Here is a 20,826-nt window from a genome sequence, read left to right on the forward strand (position 1 = left end):
GGGGCCGTCCCCGACCCTCAGAAATACGACTTCAGCACCCCGCGGCGGCGCACGTCCAGCGTCGCGCAGTGGAACGAGCCGCCGAACGGGCCGTAGCTCAGGAACGGCGCCGGGATCGGGTCGAAGCCCCAGTCCTTCAGCGCCTTGATCAGCGTCGGCTGGCTCTGGTCGACGACGATCTTCTTCTCGGTGATCGCGAGCACGTTGATCGAGGTCCAGGGCGAGCACATCGAGATCTTGCTCATGAAGCCCTCGACCGGGTCGGGGCGGGGCGCGATCAGCACGTCCCATTTCTTGAGCACGGCCGGCAGCTTCTCGACGTCGATGTAGTCCGGGTTCACCAGCACCTTGCCGGGGGCCAGCGGCATGAACGACGAGTCGATGTGCATCGGCTGCGGGCAGCGGCTCTCGATCTCGTGGATGCGGAAGCCCGGGCCGAGGTGGCGGCGCAGCCACTCGATGCCCATCAGGTTGGTCACGTTGGAGCGGGTCACGAACAGGTCGCGACCGCAGCGCACGAAGTCGGCGGCGTCGAAGACCGGCTCGAACTCGTTGACGGTGAACTGCATCGGCTCGCCGGCCTTCAGGTTCGGCACCCGGTAATCGTAGTTGTAGAGATCGTCCGTGAGCTGCGGCCGCGGCGCCGAGGTCCAGCGGGCGCCGGCGCGAAAATACTCCTTGAACAGCGCGCGGTAGGCGTCGCCCTCGAAGTAGCGCGAGCGCCAGCACATCGGGCTCTCGATGATCTCGTCGCCGATGACGAGGTACGGGTCGCGCGGGCAGGCGACGCAGAAGCCCCGGGACGACCAGCGCGGCGCCTTGAATTTCTTGGAGAAGTCCACCGTATCGGGGCGGCGGACCTTCACGCCCTCGCCGGCCAGGATCCCGATGAAGTTGTCGAGCTCCGCCTGGGCGAGCTTCTTCATGAACTTCGGGTACTTCCAGCCGCTCGCCAGCCGGTAGAACGGCTGCGCGGCGCGCGGCAGGTTGAAGATCACAGTGAGATGGTGGGTCGGGATCGTGGCGCCGTCCAGCGAGCCGACGATCACCTCCTCCAGCGGATCCCACTCGTTCCAGGCCATCACGGGCGCGTGGGGGGCCGGCACGCCCGGCGCGGCCGCGCCCGCGTAGCCGCCGGCATGCGTGTCGTCGGCCACGGCCTCAAGGGCCGTGATCGGTGATTCGCGCTCCATGACGTGTGCCCCTTCTGCGACGTGCCGCGGCCTTCTACGCAGGCCCTTCAGCCCCGCCGCCGCTTTAACTCCCGGTGTGTTAAACGGGTGATAGACAGCGCTCATCCGTGCTGCAACGTGACAGAAACGTTCTCGGCCCGGCGGACCTATTTCTGCCGCGACCGTGGCCGATTTCCCGCATCAAGCCTTTTGCGAGCTTGAAAGACGACAATGAAGCGCCTGACGACCTTGGCCTCGATCGCCGGTCTCTGCACGGTCGTCGGCCTGTTCATGTCCTCCGGTCTCGAGGATGTTTCGGCCGCCGTCATGAGCGCCGGCTGGGGCGCCGCCCTGGTCGTGCTGGCCCGCATCGTGGCGGTGGGCTGGGCGGGACTCGGCTGGTACGTCGTATTCCCGAAGGGCACGGCCCAGCTCGCCGACTGCGTGTCGCTGCGCTTCGTGCGCGAGGGCATCAACACCCTGCTGCCGGTGGCGACCGTCGGCGGCGACTTCGTCGGCGCGCGTCTCCTGTCGAAGCGCGGGGTTCCGGGCGCGCTCGCGGGCGCCAGCATGTTCGTCGACCTGATGACCCAGGCGCTGACGCAGCTCCTGTTCACCATCGTCGGCCTCGCCCTGCTGATCATGATCTGCGGCGACGGTCCGATCGCGCGGACGGTGGCGGGCGGCCTCGCCCTGGCGGTGCCGGCGCTCGGCGCCTTCTACCTGATCCAGCGCCGGGCCGGGCACCGCCTGATCCAGGGCCTGCTCAGCCGCTTCGCCTCCGGGCGCGAGTGGCGCGCCTTCGGGGCCGTCGACCAGCTCTACGACAGCCTGCGCCGCCTCTACGGCAACCACGGCCGCTTCGCCGCCGCCCTGGGCGTCCACTTCATCGGCTGGGTGATCGGGACCCTGGAAGTCTATGTCTGCCTGCACTTCATGGGCTACCCGATCGACTTCGCGCAGGCCCTGATGATCGAGAGCCTCGCCCAGGCGGTGCGCGGGGCGGCCTTCGCGGTGCCCGGGGCGCTCGGTGCCCAGGAGGGCGGCCTGATCGCCCTGTGCGGCCTGTTCAACATCCCGGCCGAGGCGGCGCTCGCCCTCTCGCTGGTCAAGCGCTTTGCCGATCTCGGCGTCGGCCTCCCAAGCCTGCTGCTCTGGCACCGGATCGAGGCCAAGCTGCGCGCGGAGGCCCCGGAGGAGGAGCGCGAGGCGGAGGTGGCGGCCGTGCGCGGCGCCCAGCGGATGCCGCAGGCCGCGACGCTGGGACCGTTCTACAGCTACGCCCCGCCCCGCATGGTGGCGCGGCTCGGCGAGGGCGAGGAGTTGAAGAAGTGCGCCTGACCCGCCGGCTCGCGGCCGCCCTGATCGCCGCACCGCTGCTCGTCCCGGTCCCTGCATGGGCCGCCGACGATCCGGCCGTTCAGACGGTGCGCGACCTCTACGCCGCCTTCTCGGCCGCCTTGAAGGACGGGCCCGGCCCCCTCCCCGCCCGGGTCGAGGCCGTGAGCCCGGCGATGGACAAAGCCTTCGACTTCCCCGCGATGGCCCGCATCGCGGTCGGCGCGAAATGGTCGAGCTTCACCCCGGACCAGCAGGCAGCGGTGACCGACGCGTTCAAGCGCAGCCTGACCGTCACCTACGCCAACCGCCTCGCCCGCGCCGCCGGGGGCAAGTTCGACGTCACGCCGAAGGTCGAGGCGCGCGGCGCCCAGCGTGTCGTTCCGACCCGCGTCACCGCGGCGGACGGCGACGATTCGGAGGTCGATTTCGTCGTCAACGCCGACAACCGCATCCAGGACGTCCTGCTCAACGGCGACGTCAGCGAAGTCGCGGCCCAGCGGACCGCCCTGTCGGCGCCGCTGAAATCCGGGGGGGCGGACGGCGTCGTGAAGTTCCTGCGCCAGCGGACAGACGGCATCCTGGCCGCCAAGCCCGCGCCGTGAACGCAGCCCTGAACCGGCCGTTCGCGGCCATCGCTGCCTGAGGCGGCGGGACGATCGCACGGACCCGATCGGATGGATGTTTCCGCCCTGGCATTGCTCGCCCTCTCGTGGCTCTCGCTGTTCTGCCTGATCCTGGCGGCGGCGGGCTGCCTCTACGCGCTGGCGGCTGCCTTCTGCGCCTGCCGCTATGCGGCCCGACCGGTTCCAGTCCTGACGCCGGGCGCGCCGCTGCCCTCCGTGACGGTGCTGAAGCCCCTCTGCGGGCTGGAGCCGTCCCTCTACGCGAATCTCGAGAGCGTCCTGCGCCAGGACTATGCCGGCCCGGTTCAGATCGTGTTCGGCGTCCAGAAGGCCGCCGATCCGGCGATCGGTGTGGTGGAGCAACTGAAGCGGGCCTACCCGGCGGCCCGGATCGACCTCGTGATCGACGCCCGCCAGCACGGCTCGAACCGTAAGGTCTCGAACCTGATCAACATGGCCGAGCGGATCGCCCACGAGGTGGTGGTGCTCGCCGACAGCGACATGGTGGTCGGCCCCGACTATCTGGAGCGGCTGGTCGCCGAGCTGTCCCAGCCGGGCGTCACCGGCGTCACCTGCCTGTACCACGGGGTGCCGGCCTTCCGAGGCCTGTACGACCGGCTCTCGACGCTCGCGATCGACACGCACTTCCTGCCCAACGTTGTGATGGGCCTGAGCCTCGGGCTGGCAAAACCCTGCTTCGGCTCAACCGTCGCCTTCACCCGGGCGAGCCTTGAGGCGGTGGGGGGGTTCCGCAGCTTCCGCAACGACCTGGCCGACGACTACGCCATCGGCGCCGCGCTTCGCGGTCTCGGCGGCCGGGTCGCGATCCCGAGCTTCACCATCGGCCATACCAGCGTCGACACCGATCTCGCCGGCCTGTGGCGGCACGAACTGCGCTGGAACCGCACCATCCGCACCGTCGATCCGGCAGGCTATGCCGGCTCGATCGTCACCCACGCCTTCCCGCTGGCCCTGCTGGCCGCGCTGCTCCCCGGCGCGGGCACCGGCACCCTCGCGCTGGCCGGCTTCGCCCTGGCGAGCCGCATCCTGCTCTGCCGGCAGGTCGAGCGCGCCTTCGGCCTCGCCCCGCACCCTTACGGACTGTTGCCAATCCGCGACAGCCTCTCCTTCCTGAACTTCTCCTGGGCCTTCATGTCGGGGGCGGTGACATGGAAAGGTCATGATTATCACGTGGTTGCGGATGGCACCCTGATCCCGGACGCCGAACTCGGACCCGACGCCGGCGCGCCGCTCCGCTGAACCCGGCTCCTCCTTCCTCCGCCCCTCCCCGGCACTGCCCTGAGGCCTTGAACCCCATGCGCACGCTCTTCCTCCAGGCCCCCACCTTCGACGGTTTCGACGGCGGCGCCGGCTCCCGCTACCAGGCCAAGCGCGAGATCAAGTCGTTCTGGTACCCGACCTGGCTGGCCCAGCCGGCCGCCCTGGTGCCGAACTCGAAGCTGATCGACGCGCCCCCGCACAACATCAAGCTCCCCGAGATCGTCGCTCAGGCGAACGACTTCGACCTCGTGGTGCTCCACACCTCGGTGCCGTCGTTCAAGTCGGACGTGAAGACGATCGAGGCGCTGAAGGCCGCCAACCCGAAGCTGATCGCCGGCCTGATCGGCGCCAAGGTGGCGGTCGACGCCGCCGGCGCGATGGCCCAGGCCCCGGTGGTCGATTTCTGCGCCCGCAACGAGTTCGACTTCACCGTCAAGGAGGTCGCCGACGGCGTCCCGATGTCGGAGATCAAGGGGCTGTCCTATCGCGACGCCAACGGTGTCGTGGTCCACAACGCGGACCGCGAGATCATGACCGACATGGACCAGCTGCCCTTCGTCACCAGCGTCTACAAGCGCGACCTGGAGATGGAGAAGTACTTCATCGGCTACCTGAAGCACCCCTACATCTCGTTCTATTCGGGCCGGGGCTGCAAGAGCCGCTGCACCTTCTGCCTCTGGCCGCAGACGGTCGGCGGCCACACCTACCGCACCCGCTCGGTCGCCCACGTGATCGAGGAGATCAAGTACTGCCTGAAGGAGTTCCCGCAGACCAAGGAGTTCTTCTTCGACGACGACACCTTCACGGATAACCTCCCGCGTGCGGAAGAGATCGCCCGGGAGCTCGGCAAGCTCGGCGTCACGTGGTCGTGCAACGCCAAGGCGAACGTGCCGCGCGAGACCCTGAAGGTGCTCAAGGAGAACGGCCTGCGCCTGCTGCTGGTCGGCTACGAGTCCGGCAATCAGCAGATCCTGCACAACATCAAGAAGGGCATGCGGGTCGAGGTCGCGGAGAAGTTCACCCAGGATTGCCACGACCTCGGCATTGCCATCCACGGCACCTTCATCCTCGGCCTGCCGGGCGAGACCAAGGAGACGATCCAGGAGACGATCGCCTTCGCCAAGCGGATCAACCCGCACACGATCCAGGTCTCGCTGGCGGCGCCCTACCCGGGCACCTTCCTGTACAAGCAGGCGGTGGAGAACGGCTGGCTCGATATCGAGAATGCCGAGCTCGTCGACGAGAACGGCGTGCAGGTCGCGCCGCTGCACTACCCGCACCTGTCGCACACCGAGATCTTCACCTCGGTCGAGGAGTTCTACAAGAAGTTCTACTTCCGGGCGCCGAAGATCGCCTCGATCGTCAGCGAGATGGTGCGCTCACCCGACATGATGAAGCGCCGCCTGCGCGAGGGCGTCGAGTTCTACCGCTTCCTCAAGGAACGCCAGGGCACCGCCAAGGCGGCGTGAAGTCAGGGGTCCGGGGCCCACGGCCCCGGCGGGGAGCGGGGCGGAGCCCCGCATCCTCTTCCAGGGCTCCGCCCTGGACCCGTCGACACCCGTTACGAGGTGAACGTGAAGCGTCTGGTCGTCACCGCGGACGATTTCGGGCTGAGCTCCGAGGTCAACGAGGCCGTCGAGCAGGCCCATCGCGCGGGGATCCTCACCGCGGCGAGCCTGATGGTCTCGGCGCCGGCCGCAACCGACGCAGTGGCGCGGGCGAAGCGGATGCCGTCCCTGCGGGTCGGGCTGCACCTCGTGCTGGTGGAGGCGTGGCCCACCCTCCCCGCTTCGGATCTGCCCGATCTGACCGACGAAGCCGGCCTGATGCGGGCCGATATGGCTCGCCTCGGCCTCGACTTCGCCCGCAAGCCCGCCGCCCGGCGCCAGCTCGCCGCCGAGATCCGGGCGCAGTTCGAGGCCTATCGGGCGACCGGGCTGCCGCTGGACCACGTCAACGCCCACAAGCACTTCCACGTCCACCCGCTGATCGCAGGGGCGGTCCTGCGAATCGGCCGCGATTTCGGGATGCGCGCCCTGCGGGTACCCCGGGAGCCGCGGGAGATCCTGCGCCGCGCCGAGCCCGGCGCCCGCCCCCGGGCCGCCCTCGACATCGCACCCTGGGCGGCTTTGCTCGCCGTGCGCGCCCGGCAGGCCGGGCTGCTGATCCCGGACCGGACCTTTGGCCTCGCATGGTCCGGCGCCATGACGCCAGCCCGTGTGGCGGCGCTGCTCACACATCTCCCGGATGGGCTGACCGAACTCTACACGCATCCCGCCACGGCGGGAGGTTTCGTGGGCGAGGCGCCGGGCTACCGTTACGCCGACGAGCGGGACGCGCTGGTGGCGGCTGAAGTGCGGGCGGCGGTCGATACGTCGGATGTGATCCGAGGCGGCTTTTCGGATTTCGTTCCGTAAAACGCAGTTTCGCAAACCGTATCGAGGCGCTTCAAGGCGATCGCGATAAGAATATGACTGTCGAGGATGAGTCTCACAGTTCGGGGCAGGGCCGTATCAGGAAATCCTCCGGTAGAGGATCGTCGAAATCGTCGGCGATGAAGCCCGGACCGCGTACGATCCCATGGGCGCGCAGGAATGCTTCGCCGGCCTCCAGATCAAGCCCACCCGTCCGGCGATGCGGCACGAGATCGAGCACCGGCCGACCATCGCGCGTCACGACAATGGTTTCGCCACCTTCGACCCGCGCTGCAAGGTCAGCGAGGGTCGTGGCCGCGTCCTCGAGAGCAACCGTCATCATTCCGCAAGCTGAGCGCGCATGCCGCGCACAGGGAAGTGTGATGCAGGCGAGGCGCGTTGACGGCCCGACATATCTGACTAAAGTCAGGCATCATGGATTCGCTCGCCACCGCCCGCTTCCGTCGCTTCGCCCGCGCCGTCACTGCGGAAGTCGGCGCGCTCGATTCCTCGTTTCTTGGCCGGGGCCGGCCCCTGGGGGCCGCGCGCGTGCTGAATGCCGTTGGCGCGGGACGGACGGAGGTTGGCGAGATCCGTGCCTATCTCGGCCTCGATTCCGGCTTGATGAGCCGCCTGCTGCGCAGCCTGGAAGAAGAGGGCTTGGTCGCCACCGCGCCGCATCCCGCCGATGCCCGCCGCCGGGTCGCGTCCCTGACCGAGGCCGGGCGGGGTGAGTTCGAGGCCTACGAGGCGCTGTCGGATGCCCGCGCCGTCGCCCTGCTGGAGCGCGCATCGCACGCGGATGATCTGTTGCACGCCATGGATCGGGTCGCCCTCGTCCTGGGCCAAGAGGCCATCGGGATCGTGGAGGCGGATCCGACGCGCGAGCCCGCCCGCGCCTGCCTCGCCGCCTACTACGCTGAACTGGCGACCCGCTTTCCCGGCGGCTTCGACGTCGCCCTGTCGTTCGATCCGGAGGCCGCCGCGATGGTGCGGCCCCGCGGCACCTTCCTGCTCGCCGTCGCGGACGGCCTCCCGGTCGGGTGCGTCGGCCTGAAGGGCGACGGCGGCCCGGTGGCGGAGATCAAGCGGCTGTGGGTCGATCCCGCCGCCCGGGGCCTCGGCCTCGCCAGGCGGCTGATGCGGGCGGCCGAGGCGGCGGCCCGCGACCTTGGCATCCGGACGCTGCGGCTCGACACCAACAGCGCCCTCCCCGAGGCCCTGGCGCTCTATCGGCGGTCGGGCTGGGTGGAGATCGACCGCTTCAACGACGACCCCTACCCGGACCTCTTCTTTGAGAAGACCCTCTGACGGGCCCTCCCGGGCCTGCCCCTACTTGACCGGCACCGGATCCTGCGCCGACGCGCTCTTCCGCAGCGCCGCGCCGGCGGCCTTCTCGGCCTCGGGGCGGTCCTCGTCGGGCTGCACCGGCGGCTCGCCCAGCGTCGCCGGCACCACGAAGAACGCCGCCACCAGGGTGAAGAACAGCGACAGCGCGAGCAGCTTGCCCATGCTCGCCGTGCCCGGATGGCTCGACAGGACCAGCGACCCGAAGGCGCTGCCGGTGGTCAGCGCCGAGAAGAAGATCGCCCGGGTCAGGCTGGAGGCCAGCATGTCGGTCACGCCCGCCCGCCAGGCGATCACGTAGTAGATGTGGAACGCCACGCCGACCGCGAGCATCAGTGGCAGCGCGATGATGTTGGCGAAGTTGAGCGGCATACCGACGATGCGCATCGCCATCAGCGTCCAGAGGGTCGCGATCACCAGCGGCCCCAGCGTCATCGCCACGTCCCACGGCTTGCGCAGGGCGACCGATAGGATGACGAAGATCAGCACGAAGGCCGTCACCGCCGCCTGCACGAAGGCGCCCAGGATCGTGTAGCTCGACTGCGTCGTGGCCACCGGCGCCCCGGTGGCATGCGGGGCGACCTTCAGCACCTCGTCCGAGAAGCGGCGCAGCACCGTGTCGTCGTTCGAGTCGCCCTTCGGGTGGACCTCGATGCGGGTGCGCCCGTCCGCCGCCACCCAGTCGGCCTTGAGCTGCGGCGGCAGGTTGTCCAGCGTGATCTTTTCCGGGTGCAGCAGGTCGCGCAGGTGTGCGAGCAGCGGCCCGAGATCCTTCGTGAGCGCCACCGAGGCCGCCTCGCGCTGCGCCACCGGGCCGGCGGCGAGCGTGTCGAGGGTGCCGGCGAGCTGCTTGGCCGCCTGTGCGCCCTTCTGATCCCCCTTGCCGTCGTTCGAGACGCCGTTCAGCGCGGCGGCGGCGTCCTTCAGCGCCTTGACGTTGTCGGCGTCGGTGGGCGGGGGCGGCCGGCGCCCGGGGTTGAGCACCGGATCGAGGAGCTGGGCCGTGTCGGCGATCTGCGCGAGCTTCTTGTCCTGGTCGCGCGGCACGAAGGTGTCGATGCTGTTGACCGAGGCCGTGACCGGCAGCGCCATCAGCTTCTGCGACAGGGCCGGGACCGCCGCGACGCTCGGGGCCAGCACGTCGATGAAGTTCGGGCTGGTCTCGGGGTTCTTGATCAGATCGAGGTAGGTGGCGATCGACTGCGTCTTCGCGCTGCGCAGGTGCATCGGGTTCGAGTCGAACGGCAGGTGCCAGAGCAGCGGCGCGCCGGCGAGCGTGATCAGGCCGACGACGATCAGGATCGGCTTGCGGTGCTCGATGATCCAGGGATCGACGCCGACCAGCCAGTCGGTCTGCACCGCGGCCTTCTCGCCCTTGGGGTTGAACACGGCGATCAGCGCCGGGAGCAGCGTCAGGGCGAAGAGATAGGCCACGATCATACCGACGCCGGCGATGAGGCCGAGTTCGGAGACGCCGCGGAAGGCCGTCGGCAGGAAGGCGAAGAAGCCGGCCAGAAGCGAGATCGCCGCCAGCGTCAGCGACCAGCCGACGCCCCTTGCCGCCGCCCGAATCGCCGCCCCGATCTCCGGTTGCTCGAACCGGTCCGCCCGGTAGCGCACGGCGAACTGGATGCCGAAATCGATGCCGAGCCCCACGAACAGGGCCGCGAAGGCCACCGAGATCGGATTGAGTTCGCCGACCATCGCCAGTCCGAGACCCGCGGTGACGATCAGGCCCGCAAAGGTCGTGATCAGCACGCCCGCCACCAGGGGCGCGGAGCGCAGGGCGAGCCAGATGAACAGGACGATCGCGCCGACCGTGACGCTGTAGTTGACGCCCGCATCTTCGGAGAGCGTCGCGAACTCTTCGTCGGCGACCGCGACCGTGCCGGTGAGCCGCATGCGCAGGCCGTGCTCGGGATCGATCCTGAGGTCCTGGGCGACGTTGCGGATCAGCTTGGTCGCCTGATAGCCGGGCTCCAGGGCGTTGAAGTCCAGCACCGGCTGGATGACCACGAACTTCATCTTGTCGGTGACGCTGGTCTGGCCCCCCGACAGCAGCTCCTGCCACGACATCCGCGCCGGCTGGCCCGCCAGCACCTTCTGCAGGGTGGCATCGATCTGCGCCATGGGCTTCTCGAGATCCTCGAGCTTGGCGTCCCCGGTCTTCACCCCGCGGGCGCCGAGCGTGAGCACCCGCATCACGCCGCGCAGCGACGGGTCGGCGGCGAGCGGGCCGAGCAGCCCCTGCTGCTGGGTCAGCGATTCGAGGGTCTTGTCGAGGTCGGCCTGCGACGTCAGCAGCAGGCCGTTCCTGTCGAAGAACGGGCCGCCATCCGGGCGATAGACCGTCTCGATCAGGTTCTTGTGCGCCGTCAGGGCCTTGGCGAGGTTGGCCGCCGCCTCCTCGGTCTCCTCGGGCGTCTGTCCGTTGATGACCGCCACGATGGTGTTCGAGCGTTGCGGGAAGGCCTGCTCGAAGTTGATCTCGTCCTGGCGCCACGGCTCCTTCGGATCGATCAGCCGCTCAACGTCGGTGTTGATCCGAAAAAGGTGCGCCGCGATGCCGGCGCTCGCGATCGTGACGAACGCCACGAGGGCGATCACGATCCACCGATACCGTACCGAGAACGCGACGAGACTTTCGATCACGAGCACCCTGCCTGTTCGCCCCGGACGCGCTCACGGCGCGGCCGACACATGCCATCGAACACATCGGGATCCCGGTGACCGGCGGGGCTCTGAGCCCGCGTGCCGGTCGCCCCGCAATCCGCTCGGACGCGTGCCGGGATCGAGGATCGCCGCACGGCCCGCCCCGGCATGCGTGACACGCCTGCACAGGCCGAGCGCGGCCGATATGGAACGCGGCGCAGCCGTCCGCCATAGTCCGCGGCTCGGGCCACAGCTTGCATCGCCGCCCCGGGGTTCAGTAAAGAGGGCGGTACCAGATTGCAACGCGGACGGTCCGATGCGGTCGCCGCGGAGGGGATGTGCGCCAACGCACCACGTCTGCCGCGTCACGGGCGGAATCCGGGATGTCCGGTCGCATTGCCGACGCAATGCGCGTGCTGTCCTCAACGGCTGAATGTCCCTACCCACGAAGCCCGCGCACGCGGCTCATGTGGCACCGTTACGTCAGGCGCGGAATAAGATGTCATCGCCCCGCCGAAACAGGGTCGATTGAGATTAATTCCAAGCTAGATCGCTGGAAACCGCGTTTTTTTTCGTGTTAAGCACCCCGATGCCTCCGGGGCCGACGAAGTGAAGGAGCCGCTATCTTGGGTATCCCCCTCCGGTACGTCGCGAAGATCGGCGGCTACATCCTGAAACAGCACCTGACGGGTCGCAAGCGTTACCCGCTCGTGATGATGATGGAGCCGCTGTTCCGCTGTAATCTGGCCTGCGCCGGCTGCGGCAAGATCGATTACCCGGACGAGATCCTGAACAAGCGCCTGCCGGTGGCCGATGCGCTCGAATCGGTGCGCGAATGCGGCGCCCCCGTGGTGGTGATCGCCGGCGGCGAGCCGCTCCTGCACAAGGACCTGCCGCAGATCGTCGAGGGCATCATCGCCCAGAAGAAGTTCGCGATCGTCTGCACGAACGCGCTGCTCCTCGAGAAGAAGATCAAGGAGTACAAGCCCAGCCCGTACTTCACGTGGTCGATCCATCTCGACGGCGACAAGGAGATGCACGACCAGTCGGTGTGCCAGCGCGGCGTCTACGACAAGGCCGTGGCGGCGATCGCCAAGGCCAAGGAGATGGGCTTCCGCGTCACCATCAACTGCACCTTCTTCAACAATTCCCAGCCGGAGAAGATCGCCGACTTCTTCGACAGCGTGACCCGGATGGGCATCGACGGCATCACCGTCTCCCCCGGCTACGCCTACGAGCGCGCCCCCGACCAGAAGCACTTCCTGAACCGCAAGGCGACCAAGGACCTGTTCCGCGGCGTGTTCCGTCACGGGAAGGAGAAGGGCCGCGAGAAATGGACCTTCCAGCAGTCGGGCCTGTTCCTCGACTTCCTGGCCGGCAACCAGACCTACCATTGCACCCCGTGGGGCAACCCGACCCGCACCGTGTTCGGCTGGCAGAAGCCCTGCTACCTCCTCGGCGAGGGCTACGCGGCGACCTTCAAGGAGCTGATGGAGACCACCGACTGGGATTCCTACGGCACCGGCAACTACGAGAAATGTGCCGACTGCATGGTCCATTCGGGCTACGAGGCCTCCTCGGTGGTCGATTCGGTCCGTAAGCCCTGGAAGCCGCTGGTCCACGCGATCCGCGGCATCAAGACCGACGGTGCGATGGCCCCGGAGGTCAGCCTGGAGAACCAGCGGCCGGCCGAATTCGTGTTTTCGCGCAACGTCGCGCAGAAGCTGTCCGAGATCAAAGCGGCCGGCGTCGACACTAAGCAGGAAGCCCGCAAGCGCACCGCCGCCTGACCGGCGCCTCGCAGACGAGACGGAACCCGCGGTCGAGAGGCCGCGGGTTCCGCGTTTTCTGAAGCGTCTGGCCGACGGATGGTGCGGGAGTCCGCGGTACACGATACGAGACCGGGAAGCGTCGGGTCGGCGATTCCATCATCCTGAGGCGCCGGAGGCAAGCGCAGGCCTCGAACGAGCCCCCAGATGGCTCTTGCGATCCCCGGCGCCCTCCTTCGAGGCCCGCCGACGCGGGCACCTCAGGATGAAGGGGGCGGGTGGGATCACCCGATGATTCCGACCACAGGTCACTGTCGTGTACCGGAGGCGTCACGCTCGCGCGCGGCTCTCGTCCTGTGAGGCGACGGGCTCTCGCGCGCCGAACCGGTATCCACTTCGGCGGAGGGCGCTCTAACCCTTCTCGTGCCAGACGCAGTTCCGGGCCAGGATCTCCAGGTTCACGTCGGATTTCTGCGGCTGCGGCAGGGTCTTGCCGTCCATGGCGAGATCGATCTTGATCTCGACCTGCCCCTTCGTCTCGTTCGAGCGACGGGAGAAGTAGCAGTATTGCTGGTAGGGCTGGTCGGCATTGTCCTTGAAGTTCCAGCCGGTCACGATCTGCCCGTCGAGGTAGGGCACCTGCTTGAACACCGTGAAGGTCGTATTCACCGCCGCCTTCGAGGCGGGTGCGGCGTCGCTGCCGAGCTGCGCCTTCGTGGGGGTGGGCGTGCCGGCGGCCTTGGGCAGCCCTTCGAGCTTGAGCACGTTGTCGGTGAGCGTGACCTCGCCCTTGGTCTTGAGGGTTACGTCCGCGAGCGCGGCCTGCATGGCGGAGGCGATCTTCGCCGCCGCGGTGTCGAACTGGTTGAGCGTGGCCCAGCCATAGGCTGCCGCGCCGACGCCGATCCCGGTGAGGCACAGGAAGGCGCCGAAGCCCAAGGCCCGGAACAAGAAGGCCCGGGCCGCGACGTAGCTCGAATCCGCCCGCAGGCGGGAATTCACCTGCTGGGCGAGGGCGACGTTCTCAGGCGTTCCGCCAGCGACGTAGTTCATGCGCCGGCTCCCGCGGCTGGCAGATTCTGGCCCGGACCGGTCTGTGCGGGCAGGGCCTGCTGGCCCGGCGCCGGCCGGTTCATCGGGATCACCGCCCCGGACGCGTTGGCCGCGTTGGCCGCTCGTGGCAGGATCGGCTCAGGGTGCGAGCGCAGGGCGTCGGCGATCGCGTCCAGCATGTAGGGGGCGGCCTCCGGGTTCACGGCGGCGCCGAGGTCGTCCTCGTCCATGAAGGTCCGGCGGGTCGAGACCGCGCAGAGCGCCAGGATGGTCGACGCGAAGGCCGCGCAGAGGGCCGGCAGGAACACGAAGATCCGCAGGAAGGCATGGACCTGGCTCTCGGTCACGTCGATCGGGTCGACGCCGTACACCATGGCGGTGAAGGAGTGGAGCTGCGAACGGTTGACCGCGTTGCGGTAGCCCTGCTCGGCATCGGCCACCCGCCGGTCGGCGGCGCCGGGATCGAGCGCGGCGCGGGCCTTGCGGGCCTCCTCGAGGTTTTTGATCAGCGCCGCGCGGTCGGCCGAGGCCTTGCTGACGCCCGCCGACAGGGCAGCCACCCGCGGGTCGGCGAGGCATTTCAGGTTCTGGTACTTGCGGCCCTTGCTGTTGGTGCCGAAGACGCGCTCGCAGCGCTGGGCCGGCAGGCCGGCGAGCTGCTGGGCATTGTCGGCGGCGCGCTTCTCGATCTGGTCGAGCTCGGCCGTGTACTGGGCGACGCGCTCGTCCGCCGCCTTGATGCGGTCGCCGATCGTGGCGCGGTCGGCCTGGGCGTCCTTCAGGGCGGTCTTGGCCTTGGCGGCCTCCATCAGCCGGGGATGGAACATCATCTCGCCGAGCTGCGATACCGACTTGGTGGTCACCCCCGCCGCGAAGATGATGCCGACCACGGCGAGCGCGCGCACGAAATACGAGCGCTGCGTGCGGGCCAGGATGCCGAGGGGGACGCGGCATAGCTCCACCGCGGCGTAGACCATCGGCGCCAGCAGCATGAAGTAGAAGGCGTGCCAGTCGCCGTCGCTGTAGACCCCCGCGAACAGCCACGCGCCCCAGAGCGAGGCGCCGATCACCATGAACTCGACGAGGTAGGCGATCGCCACGTAGCCCCACTTGACGCGGTAGCCCCGGTCGACGTGACGCTGGTGGCGCCAGCGGTCCGACTCCAGCTTCCATTCGCGCTGCTCGCGCTTCCGGTCGCGGTTGGGCGGCGCTTGGGGACCGGCAAAAATCGATTTGATGGAGATCATCGGCCTCAACACATCCATCGGGTCCGGTCCCGGGCACAGCCAGCCGAGCTTAACCCCTGGTTAACTCCTGCGTGTATGCGCGCATTGTGCCGATTTTGGGCCGCGTTGCACGCCAGCACTGTACGATGACGAGCACGCCGCCCGGGTGGCTGAAATGTCTCACCCGGTTCATGTATCCGCCTTGTGTCGCAGCACACCCGCCCGGGTTGGGAATTCGATTGCTCGAAGCCGACCGGGGACCCATGATCGCGCAGCCGTGATCGGCACCCCCGCCGCCGCCAGAGACGAGGTTCGATCCGCCGCCGATGCCAGAGGTCCATCCGGGTTCCTACAAGGAAGCGATCCTGTTCCTCGTCACCGCGGGGATCGTGGTGCCGCTGTTCCACCGCCTGCGGATCTCGCCGGTGCTGGGCTTCATCGGCGCCGGCGCCCTGCTCGGACCCTACGGCCTCGGCCGGCTGGCCGACTCGCACCCCTACGTGCACCTCTTCACCATCGGCAACCGGGCCGAGATCGCGCACCTCGCCGAGTTCGGCGTGATCTTCCTGATGTTCATGATCGGGATCGAGCTGTCCTGGGAGCGCCTGAGGACCCTGCGCCGGCTGGTGTTCGGCCTCGGCTCCCTGCAGGTCGGCTGCTCCACGCTCGTTCTGGCGATGATCCTCTACGGGCTCAACGTGCCGCTGGTCGGCGCCACGATCGTGGGGATCGGGCTGGCGCTCTCCTCCACGGCGGTGGTGCTGCCGGTGCTGGCGGAGCAGAAGCGGCTCAACGCGCCCACCGGGCGCACGAGCTTCGCGGTGCTGCTGTTCCAGGATCTGGCGGTGGCGCCGGCCCTGTTCGCCATCGCGGTGCTCGGCCGCGACGACGGGGGCGACAAGGGCTGGGCGCTGGCCATGGCGCTGGGCCAGGCCGCGGTCGCGCTGGTGCTGATCGTGATCGCCGGCCGCCTCGCCCTGCGCCCGCTGTTCCAGCTCGTGGCACGCACGCGCTCCACCGAACTGTTCATGGCGGCCTGCCTCCTCGTCATCGTCGGCACGGCGCTGACCGCGGCGGCGAGCGGCCTGTCGATGACGCTCGGCGCCTTCGTGGCGGGCCTGCTGCTCGCCGAGACCGAGTACCGCCGGGCGATCGAGGCGACGATCGACCCGTTCAAGGGCCTGCTGCTCGGCGTGTTCTTCGTGTCGGTGGGGATGAACCTCGATCCGGCCCAGCTCATGGCGACCCCGGGCGCGATCCTGGGCCTGTCCCTGGCCCTGGTCCTGATCAAGGCGGCCGTGGTGGTGATGGCGGCCCCCGTGATGAAGATCCCCCGGCCGGTGGCGATCGAGACGGCTCTGCTGCTCGGGCCCGGCGGTGAATTCGCCTACGTGCTGATCGGCGGGGCCATGGCGACCGGGCTGGTGCCCGAGGAGGTCGGGGCCGCCGCCCTGGTGGTGACCACCGTCACGATGATCATGATCCCGGCGCTGGCGGCGATCGGCCGGCGGCTCAAGCAGCGGGCGAACGCACAGGCTCACGCCGCCGCCGGGACGGAACCATTGCCTGAGCGGGTCGAGAACCGGGTGATCGTCGCGGGCTTCGGCCGCGTCGGTCGGCAAGTCGGCGAGATGCTGGAACGGCACAAGATCCCGTATCTCGCCCTCGATTCGGATCCAGCCCGGGTCGCCGAGCAGCGCCGCACTGGCAAGCCGGTCTATTTCGGCGATTCCGGCAACACCGAGATCCTGCGCCACTGCGACATCGCCTCGGCCCGGGCCCTGGTGGTGACCCTCGACAATCCCCGCGCCGTCGAGGCGGCGGTGACGGCGGCCCGCGCCGAGCGGCCGGACCTGACCATCGTGGCCCGGGCCCGCGATGCCCGCCACGCCACGGCGCTCTACGAACTCGGCGTCGACGACGCGGTGCCGGAGACGATCGAGGCCTCGCTGCAACTGTCGGAGGCGGTTCTGGTCGATGTCGGCGTGCCGATGGGGCTCGTCATCGCGTCGATCCACGAGCGGCGGGACGAGTACCGTGCGCTGCTGAAGAAGCGCGAGAGCGAGGCAAAGCCGATCTTCCGGGCCCGGCGGACCGTGGGGAAGGCGCTCGGCAAGCCCGCCGCCAAGCGGGAGTCCGGGCCTCAGGCGGCGGCCGGCCAGGAGGCATGAGCCGCATTCCGCAGTCCGAATTTCGGGCGATGCGGTAAGCCCTGGGCCCGAGCCGGCTGTTTCGACGCGATGCTCTCAGCCTCGGCCTGGCGGAATGACCGCGCGCCGGACCGTGTCCAACGATACACGGCGTCCGATGCGCCCGTGCGCCAATTCCCCATGCTTCGATTGGGACGTGGCGCAGTCGCCGGTGGCGCGCGTGAGCAACTGAAGGATGCGCCCCTGCGCCCGGGTCGATCCGCCGGCAGCGCGATGTCGAATCACGTTAAAAATATAAAAGTAAATAATTTTTCAAATTGCATTTTTCTATTCGTTTCTGAAATATTCAACGCGAGGTACTAGAATATAATTGCAATATTATTTTATCTAATCCAATATATTTGCGGATCGCTCGGGTATCTCCGAGGTTCTGATTGGGGATGCGAGTTGTTAGATAGTTTTAACCACTGTAACGTGTCTCCGGCAGGCCGATCTGTATCGGCAGGCGAAACCCACGAGGGTCGGAACGCGTGTCGTAATGGTGATTGCAGTGCATCGCGTTCAACCGACCGCGACGAAAGACCGGTCGTCGCGCTGGAGGCTTGATCCGATCGAGCCGGGCGGTACGGGGGGCGGCCGCGATGTATGAGGGCGACGGCCGGTTTCCCCGGGTCGACGGCAAGCGCGATATCTCCGCCTACACGACGCTGACGATGAGCACGGACGCGGTGCCGCTTCGCGCGCGCTTCGATTACTGGATCGAGGCTTGCCGATCCATGTTCGGCGGTTTCGAGTTCGTCGATCTGGAGCCGAAGGGGTTTCAGGCCGCCGTGAACGTGCTGACCGTCGACAACCTCACGATCAGCCATTACGTCGGCGTGCCCCATGCCATGATCCGGACGAAGTCGCACATCCGCTCCGCGGATAACGATTTCTATCTCGTCATCCTGGCGTCGGAGCGGACGTTCAGGATGGAACACGGCCGATACTGTAGGTCCGGCCCGGGCGGGATCGCGCTCATGGACAACACCCAGCCCTTTGTGGGGGGGCATCCGGAAGGCCTGGACATCATCAATGTCTTCATCCCGCGGGCCGTGCTGGAACGCGCCGTCGGGCCGGCCCGGTCCCTGACGGGACTGACGATCGACGCGACGCAGACGAGCTTTCCCATCATCACGTCGTACCTCGCGACGCTGATCAAGCACAGCGCGACGCTCGATCCGGAACGGCAGGCGCGGATGGCCGCGGTCGCCGTCGAGCTCATCGCGGCGGGTTTCTCGGAGAAGCTTCAGACCGACCCGCCCCGGTCCCTGAGCGGCGCCGCGATCCTCAGCCGGGCGCAGGCCTTCATCGCCGATCATCTTGGTGTCGAGGGCCTGTCGATCAACGACGTGGCGGCCGGTCTCAACATCTCGGTCCGCCGCCTTCAGGAGGTGGCCAGTGCGGAAAGCGTCGCGCTGATGGACTGGATGTGGGAGCGGCGTATGCAACAGGCACGCGCGAAGCTCGCCGATCCGGCCCAGATCTCCGTGCCGGTCGGGCTCATCGCGTATCAATGCGGCTTCGCCAGCCAAGCCCATTTCTCACGCCGCTTCAAAGAGCGGTTCGGTCAGACGCCGACGGAGTACAAGGCAGCGTCCAGCATCACGCGAGCCGCGCAGACCGCGCGACCTGTCCTATCCGCCTTGCGGTGAAGGGCGCGGAGCCCGGAGGCCGTGGGTTCCGTCAGACGAAGGCGGGCTGGACCTCTTCGACCTTGGGACGCCGCACGGCGCGGCTGCGCGGCGCGGGCTCGAACCCGTCGGCGAAGCTGCAGCGGTAGACCAGCTCGTCTGCCGGTCCCAAACCGGTGACCAGCGGCACCGTCACGGTGTCGCCGGAGAAGCGCCAGCCGCGCGCGCCCTTGTCCCAGTAGAGCCAGACCGTGCCGGGATAGCCCCGCAGGGTGAACACCGCGGCCTTGCGCGACAGGGCCTGCACGGCCCGCGGCGCGTACATGCCCTTGTCCCGATAAGCCTGTTGCGTCGCCTCGGGCTGACGGTCCATGAAGGTGTTGCGCACCAGATGAATCGTCGCGCCCGGCTTCCCGAGAAACCGCTTGAATTCCGTCAGATTCCGCAGGATGACCGCCATCGCGGGTCTCCTCGCTTGCTCCGTGCAGCCCGCGTCTCCGCGCCCGCACCCACTCGATCCGTCGAGTTGAGCGATTCCCATGATTGATTGCGTGACCGGGCGAGGGGTGCTGCGGCGCATATCAACAGATTCGACGACTTATACCCAGATTCTGCGAATCGACGGCCCGGAGAGACTCGCTCCGATGTCGGAATCGACTCTGCGGACCGTACTGAATCCTGTCGACCAACCGTGAAGATTCGGAATCGCGTCTCGAAAGTCCTGCCACGCTTGTCCTCAATGAGTCCGATTCGTCTGGACTTGACCCGCATCGCCAACTGGCGCGTTTGTCTCGGATGCTGCTGCAGTTCTTCACGGCCCTGCGGGACGCCAAGGTCCCCGTCTCCCTGAAGGAGTACCTGACCCTGCTGGGCGCCCTCGACCGGGGTCTCGCGGGGCACGAGGTCGAGGCCTTCTATTTCCTGTCGCGCACGGCGCTGGTGAAGGACGAAGCGCATCTCGACCGGTTCGACCGGGTGTTCGGCACGGTGTTCAAGGGCCTCCAGACCCTCGGGGAGGTGGTCGAGCCTACGGCCATCCCGGAGGAATGGCTGAGGAAGCTCGCCGAAAAGTACCTGACCGAGGCCGAGAAGGCGGAGCTGAAGGCGCTCGGCTGGGACAAGCTGTTCGAGACCCTGAAGCAGCGTCTGGCCGAGCAGAAGGGGCGCCACCAGGGCGGCTCGAAATGGATCGGCACCGGCGGGACCTCGCCGTTCGGCGCCTACGGCTACAACCCGGAAGGGATCCGCATCGGCCAGGACGGCAACCGCAACTTCCGGGCCGTGAAGGTCTGGGACAAACGGGAGTTCAAGGATCTCGACGACGACCGGGAGATCGGCGCCCGGAACATGCGCCTCGCCCTGCGCCGCCTGCGCCGCTTCGCCCGCACGGGGGCGGCCGAGGAACTCGACCTCGACGGCACGATCCGCGCCAGCGCCCGCCAGGGCTACATCGACGTGAAGCTGCGGCCGGAGCGGCGCAACGCCGTGAAGGTGCTGCTGTTCCTCGATGTCGGCGGCTCGATGGACTGGCACATCGAGCAGGCGGAGGCGTTGTTCTCGGCCGCGCGCTCGGAGTTCAAGCACCTCGCGCACTACTACTTCCACAACTGCCCCTACGAGGCGGTCTGGACCGAGAACCGGCGCCGCCACGAGGCGAAGACGTCGCTGCTCGACGTGATCCGCACCTACGGCAGCGACTACCGGCTCGTCTTCGTGGGCGACGCCGCGATGAGCCCCTACGAGATCGCCACGGCCGGCGGCTCGGTGGAGCACTGGAACGAGGAGGCCGGCGCGGTGTGGATGCAGCGGCTCCTCGACCATTTTCCGAAGGCGGCTTGGCTCAACCCGGTGCCGGAGACCCACTGGGGCTACACGCAGTCGATCGGCATGATGCAGCGGCTCGTCTCGGGCCGGATGTTCCCGCTGACCCTGGAGGGGCTCGACGCGGCGGCGCGGGCGCTGGTGCGGTAGGGAGGCGCCCGGGCCGTTCGCGGCTGGCATGGGCGACCGGGCCTCGAAGGCGGCCCCGTGTCAGATGTTGCGCATGGGCCGGGGGCGTTCTGCGCCGCGTTCGAGGGCCGGACCGCGCGGCAGGCGAGCCCGCACCCGCCCGGACCCCGTCATA

General features: G+C 68.3%; 16 protein-coding genes. 10 read left to right on the forward strand and 6 right to left on the reverse strand.

Features of this window, described 5'->3' with window-relative positions:
- Positions 1-17: 17 nt before the first annotated feature.
- Complete coding sequence (locus MKK75_RS03500; RefSeq protein WP_244041247.1) at positions 18-1,193, reverse strand: amidinotransferase; 1,176 nt, start codon at positions 1,191-1,193, stop codon at positions 18-20.
- Positions 1,194-1,403: 210 nt separating this feature from the next.
- Here MKK75_RS03500 and MKK75_RS03505 point away from each other — a divergent pair, with 210 nt between their 5' ends.
- The 5 genes from MKK75_RS03505 (at position 1,404) to hpnK (ending at position 6,834) form a co-directional block, all read left to right on the forward strand.
- Positions 1,404-2,513, forward strand: coding sequence for a flippase-like domain-containing protein (locus MKK75_RS03505; RefSeq protein WP_244041248.1), 1,110 nt, complete (start codon positions 1,404-1,406; stop codon positions 2,511-2,513).
- Positions 2,504-3,115, forward strand: coding sequence for a phospholipid-binding protein MlaC (locus MKK75_RS03510; protein ID WP_244041249.1), 612 nt, complete (start codon positions 2,504-2,506; stop codon positions 3,113-3,115). Before MKK75_RS03505 ends, MKK75_RS03510 begins: the two co-directional genes overlap by 10 nt.
- A gap of 72 nt (positions 3,116-3,187) precedes the next feature.
- On the forward strand, positions 3,188-4,396 hold the full coding sequence (hpnI, locus tag MKK75_RS03515; protein WP_244041250.1) for a bacteriohopanetetrol glucosamine biosynthesis glycosyltransferase HpnI: 1,209 nt from the start codon (positions 3,188-3,190) through the stop codon (positions 4,394-4,396).
- Positions 4,397-4,452: 56 nt separating this feature from the next.
- Positions 4,453-5,886 carry a hopanoid biosynthesis associated radical SAM protein HpnJ gene (gene hpnJ / locus MKK75_RS03520; protein ID WP_244041251.1) on the forward strand — a complete coding sequence of 478 codons (1,434 nt, stop codon included), beginning with the start codon at positions 4,453-4,455 and terminating at the stop codon, positions 5,884-5,886.
- Positions 5,887-5,991: 105 nt separating this feature from the next.
- On the forward strand, positions 5,992-6,834 hold the full coding sequence (hpnK, locus tag MKK75_RS03525) for a hopanoid biosynthesis-associated protein HpnK (protein ID WP_244041252.1): 843 nt from the start codon (positions 5,992-5,994) through the stop codon (positions 6,832-6,834).
- A gap of 73 nt (positions 6,835-6,907) precedes the next feature.
- Here the strand turns inward: hpnK and MKK75_RS03530 are convergent, their stop codons facing one another.
- The gene (locus tag MKK75_RS03530) at positions 6,908-7,174 is read right to left on the reverse strand and encodes a type II toxin-antitoxin system Phd/YefM family antitoxin (protein WP_244041253.1); all 267 of its coding nucleotides are present in this window, start codon (positions 7,172-7,174) and stop codon (positions 6,908-6,910) included.
- A gap of 92 nt (positions 7,175-7,266) precedes the next feature.
- On the opposite strand from MKK75_RS03530, the gene MKK75_RS03535 reads away from it, so the two are divergent.
- Positions 7,267-8,142, forward strand: a complete 876-nt coding sequence (locus MKK75_RS03535; protein WP_244041254.1) for a helix-turn-helix domain-containing GNAT family N-acetyltransferase — start codon at positions 7,267-7,269, stop codon at positions 8,140-8,142.
- Positions 8,143-8,163: 21 nt separating this feature from the next.
- Here MKK75_RS03535 and MKK75_RS03540 read toward each other — a convergent pair whose 3' ends face one another.
- On the reverse strand, positions 8,164-10,830 hold the full coding sequence (locus tag MKK75_RS03540; protein ID WP_244041263.1) for an MMPL family transporter: 2,667 nt from the start codon (positions 10,828-10,830) through the stop codon (positions 8,164-8,166).
- A 626-nt stretch (positions 10,831-11,456) separates the two neighbouring features.
- Here MKK75_RS03540 and hpnH point away from each other — a divergent pair.
- The gene (gene hpnH / locus MKK75_RS03545) at positions 11,457-12,620 is read left to right on the forward strand and encodes an adenosyl-hopene transferase HpnH (RefSeq protein WP_043386340.1); all 1,164 of its coding nucleotides are present in this window, start codon (positions 11,457-11,459) and stop codon (positions 12,618-12,620) included.
- Positions 12,621-13,010: 390 nt separating this feature from the next.
- Here the strand turns inward: hpnH and MKK75_RS03550 are convergent, their stop codons facing one another.
- Together MKK75_RS03550 and MKK75_RS03555 are read right to left on the reverse strand one after the other, a co-directional pair.
- Positions 13,011-13,652: a hypothetical protein gene (locus tag MKK75_RS03550; protein WP_244041255.1), complete on the reverse strand. Its 642-nt coding sequence runs from the start codon at positions 13,650-13,652 to the stop codon at positions 13,011-13,013.
- On the reverse strand, positions 13,649-14,917 hold the full coding sequence (locus MKK75_RS03555) for an ATPase (RefSeq protein WP_244041256.1): 1,269 nt from the start codon (positions 14,915-14,917) through the stop codon (positions 13,649-13,651). The genes MKK75_RS03550 and MKK75_RS03555 overlap by 4 nt, the downstream gene beginning before the upstream one ends.
- 287 nt (positions 14,918-15,204) lie before the next feature.
- On the opposite strand from MKK75_RS03555, the gene MKK75_RS03560 reads away from it, so the two are divergent.
- Both MKK75_RS03560 and MKK75_RS03565 read left to right on the forward strand, forming a co-directional pair.
- Positions 15,205-17,049 (forward strand): cation:proton antiporter, encoded by a 1,845-nt coding sequence (locus tag MKK75_RS03560; protein ID WP_244041257.1) that lies wholly within the window; start codon positions 15,205-15,207, stop codon positions 17,047-17,049.
- Positions 17,050-17,669: 620 nt separating this feature from the next.
- Positions 17,670-18,722, forward strand: coding sequence for a helix-turn-helix domain-containing protein (locus MKK75_RS03565; RefSeq protein WP_244041258.1), 1,053 nt, complete (start codon positions 17,670-17,672; stop codon positions 18,720-18,722).
- Between the two features lie 31 nt (positions 18,723-18,753).
- Here the strand turns inward: MKK75_RS03565 and MKK75_RS03570 are convergent, their stop codons facing one another.
- The gene (locus MKK75_RS03570; protein ID WP_244041259.1) at positions 18,754-19,161 is read right to left on the reverse strand and encodes a hypothetical protein; all 408 of its coding nucleotides are present in this window, start codon (positions 19,159-19,161) and stop codon (positions 18,754-18,756) included.
- Between the two features lie 335 nt (positions 19,162-19,496).
- Here MKK75_RS03570 and MKK75_RS03575 point away from each other — a divergent pair, with 335 nt between their 5' ends.
- Positions 19,497-20,672, forward strand: coding sequence for a vWA domain-containing protein (locus MKK75_RS03575; RefSeq protein WP_244041260.1), 1,176 nt, complete (start codon positions 19,497-19,499; stop codon positions 20,670-20,672).
- The last annotated feature ends 154 nt before the right edge of the window (positions 20,673-20,826 follow it).

This window comes from Methylobacterium sp. J-030, from assembly GCF_022829545.1.
In the GTDB taxonomy this organism is placed as follows: domain Bacteria; phylum Pseudomonadota; class Alphaproteobacteria; order Rhizobiales; family Beijerinckiaceae; genus Methylobacterium.

Excerpts from the sequence above, each read along its gene's own strand:
- MKK75_RS03500 (WP_244041247.1), bottom strand. The coding sequence starts at position 1,193 with ATGGAGCGCGAATCACCGATCACGGCCCTTGAGGCCGTGGCCGACGAC.
- MKK75_RS03505 (WP_244041248.1), top strand. The coding sequence starts at position 1,404 with ATGAAGCGCCTGACGACCTTGGCCTCGATCGCCGGTCTCTGCACGGTC.
- hpnI (WP_244041250.1), top strand. The coding sequence starts at position 3,188 with ATGGATGTTTCCGCCCTGGCATTGCTCGCCCTCTCGTGGCTCTCGCTG.
- hpnJ (WP_244041251.1), top strand. The coding sequence starts at position 4,453 with ATGCGCACGCTCTTCCTCCAGGCCCCCACCTTCGACGGTTTCGACGGC.
- MKK75_RS03530 (WP_244041253.1), bottom strand. The coding sequence starts at position 7,174 with ATGATGACGGTTGCTCTCGAGGACGCGGCCACGACCCTCGCTGACCTT.
- MKK75_RS03535 (WP_244041254.1), top strand. The coding sequence starts at position 7,267 with ATGGATTCGCTCGCCACCGCCCGCTTCCGTCGCTTCGCCCGCGCCGTC.
- MKK75_RS03550 (WP_244041255.1), bottom strand. The coding sequence starts at position 13,652 with ATGAACTACGTCGCTGGCGGAACGCCTGAGAACGTCGCCCTCGCCCAG.
- MKK75_RS03555 (WP_244041256.1), bottom strand. The coding sequence starts at position 14,917 with ATGGATGTGTTGAGGCCGATGATCTCCATCAAATCGATTTTTGCCGGT.
- MKK75_RS03560 (WP_244041257.1), top strand. The coding sequence starts at position 15,205 with ATGCCAGAGGTCCATCCGGGTTCCTACAAGGAAGCGATCCTGTTCCTC.
- MKK75_RS03565 (WP_244041258.1), top strand. The coding sequence starts at position 17,670 with ATGTATGAGGGCGACGGCCGGTTTCCCCGGGTCGACGGCAAGCGCGAT.
- MKK75_RS03570 (WP_244041259.1), bottom strand. The coding sequence starts at position 19,161 with ATGGCGGTCATCCTGCGGAATCTGACGGAATTCAAGCGGTTTCTCGGG.
- MKK75_RS03575 (WP_244041260.1), top strand. The coding sequence starts at position 19,497 with ATGCTGCTGCAGTTCTTCACGGCCCTGCGGGACGCCAAGGTCCCCGTC.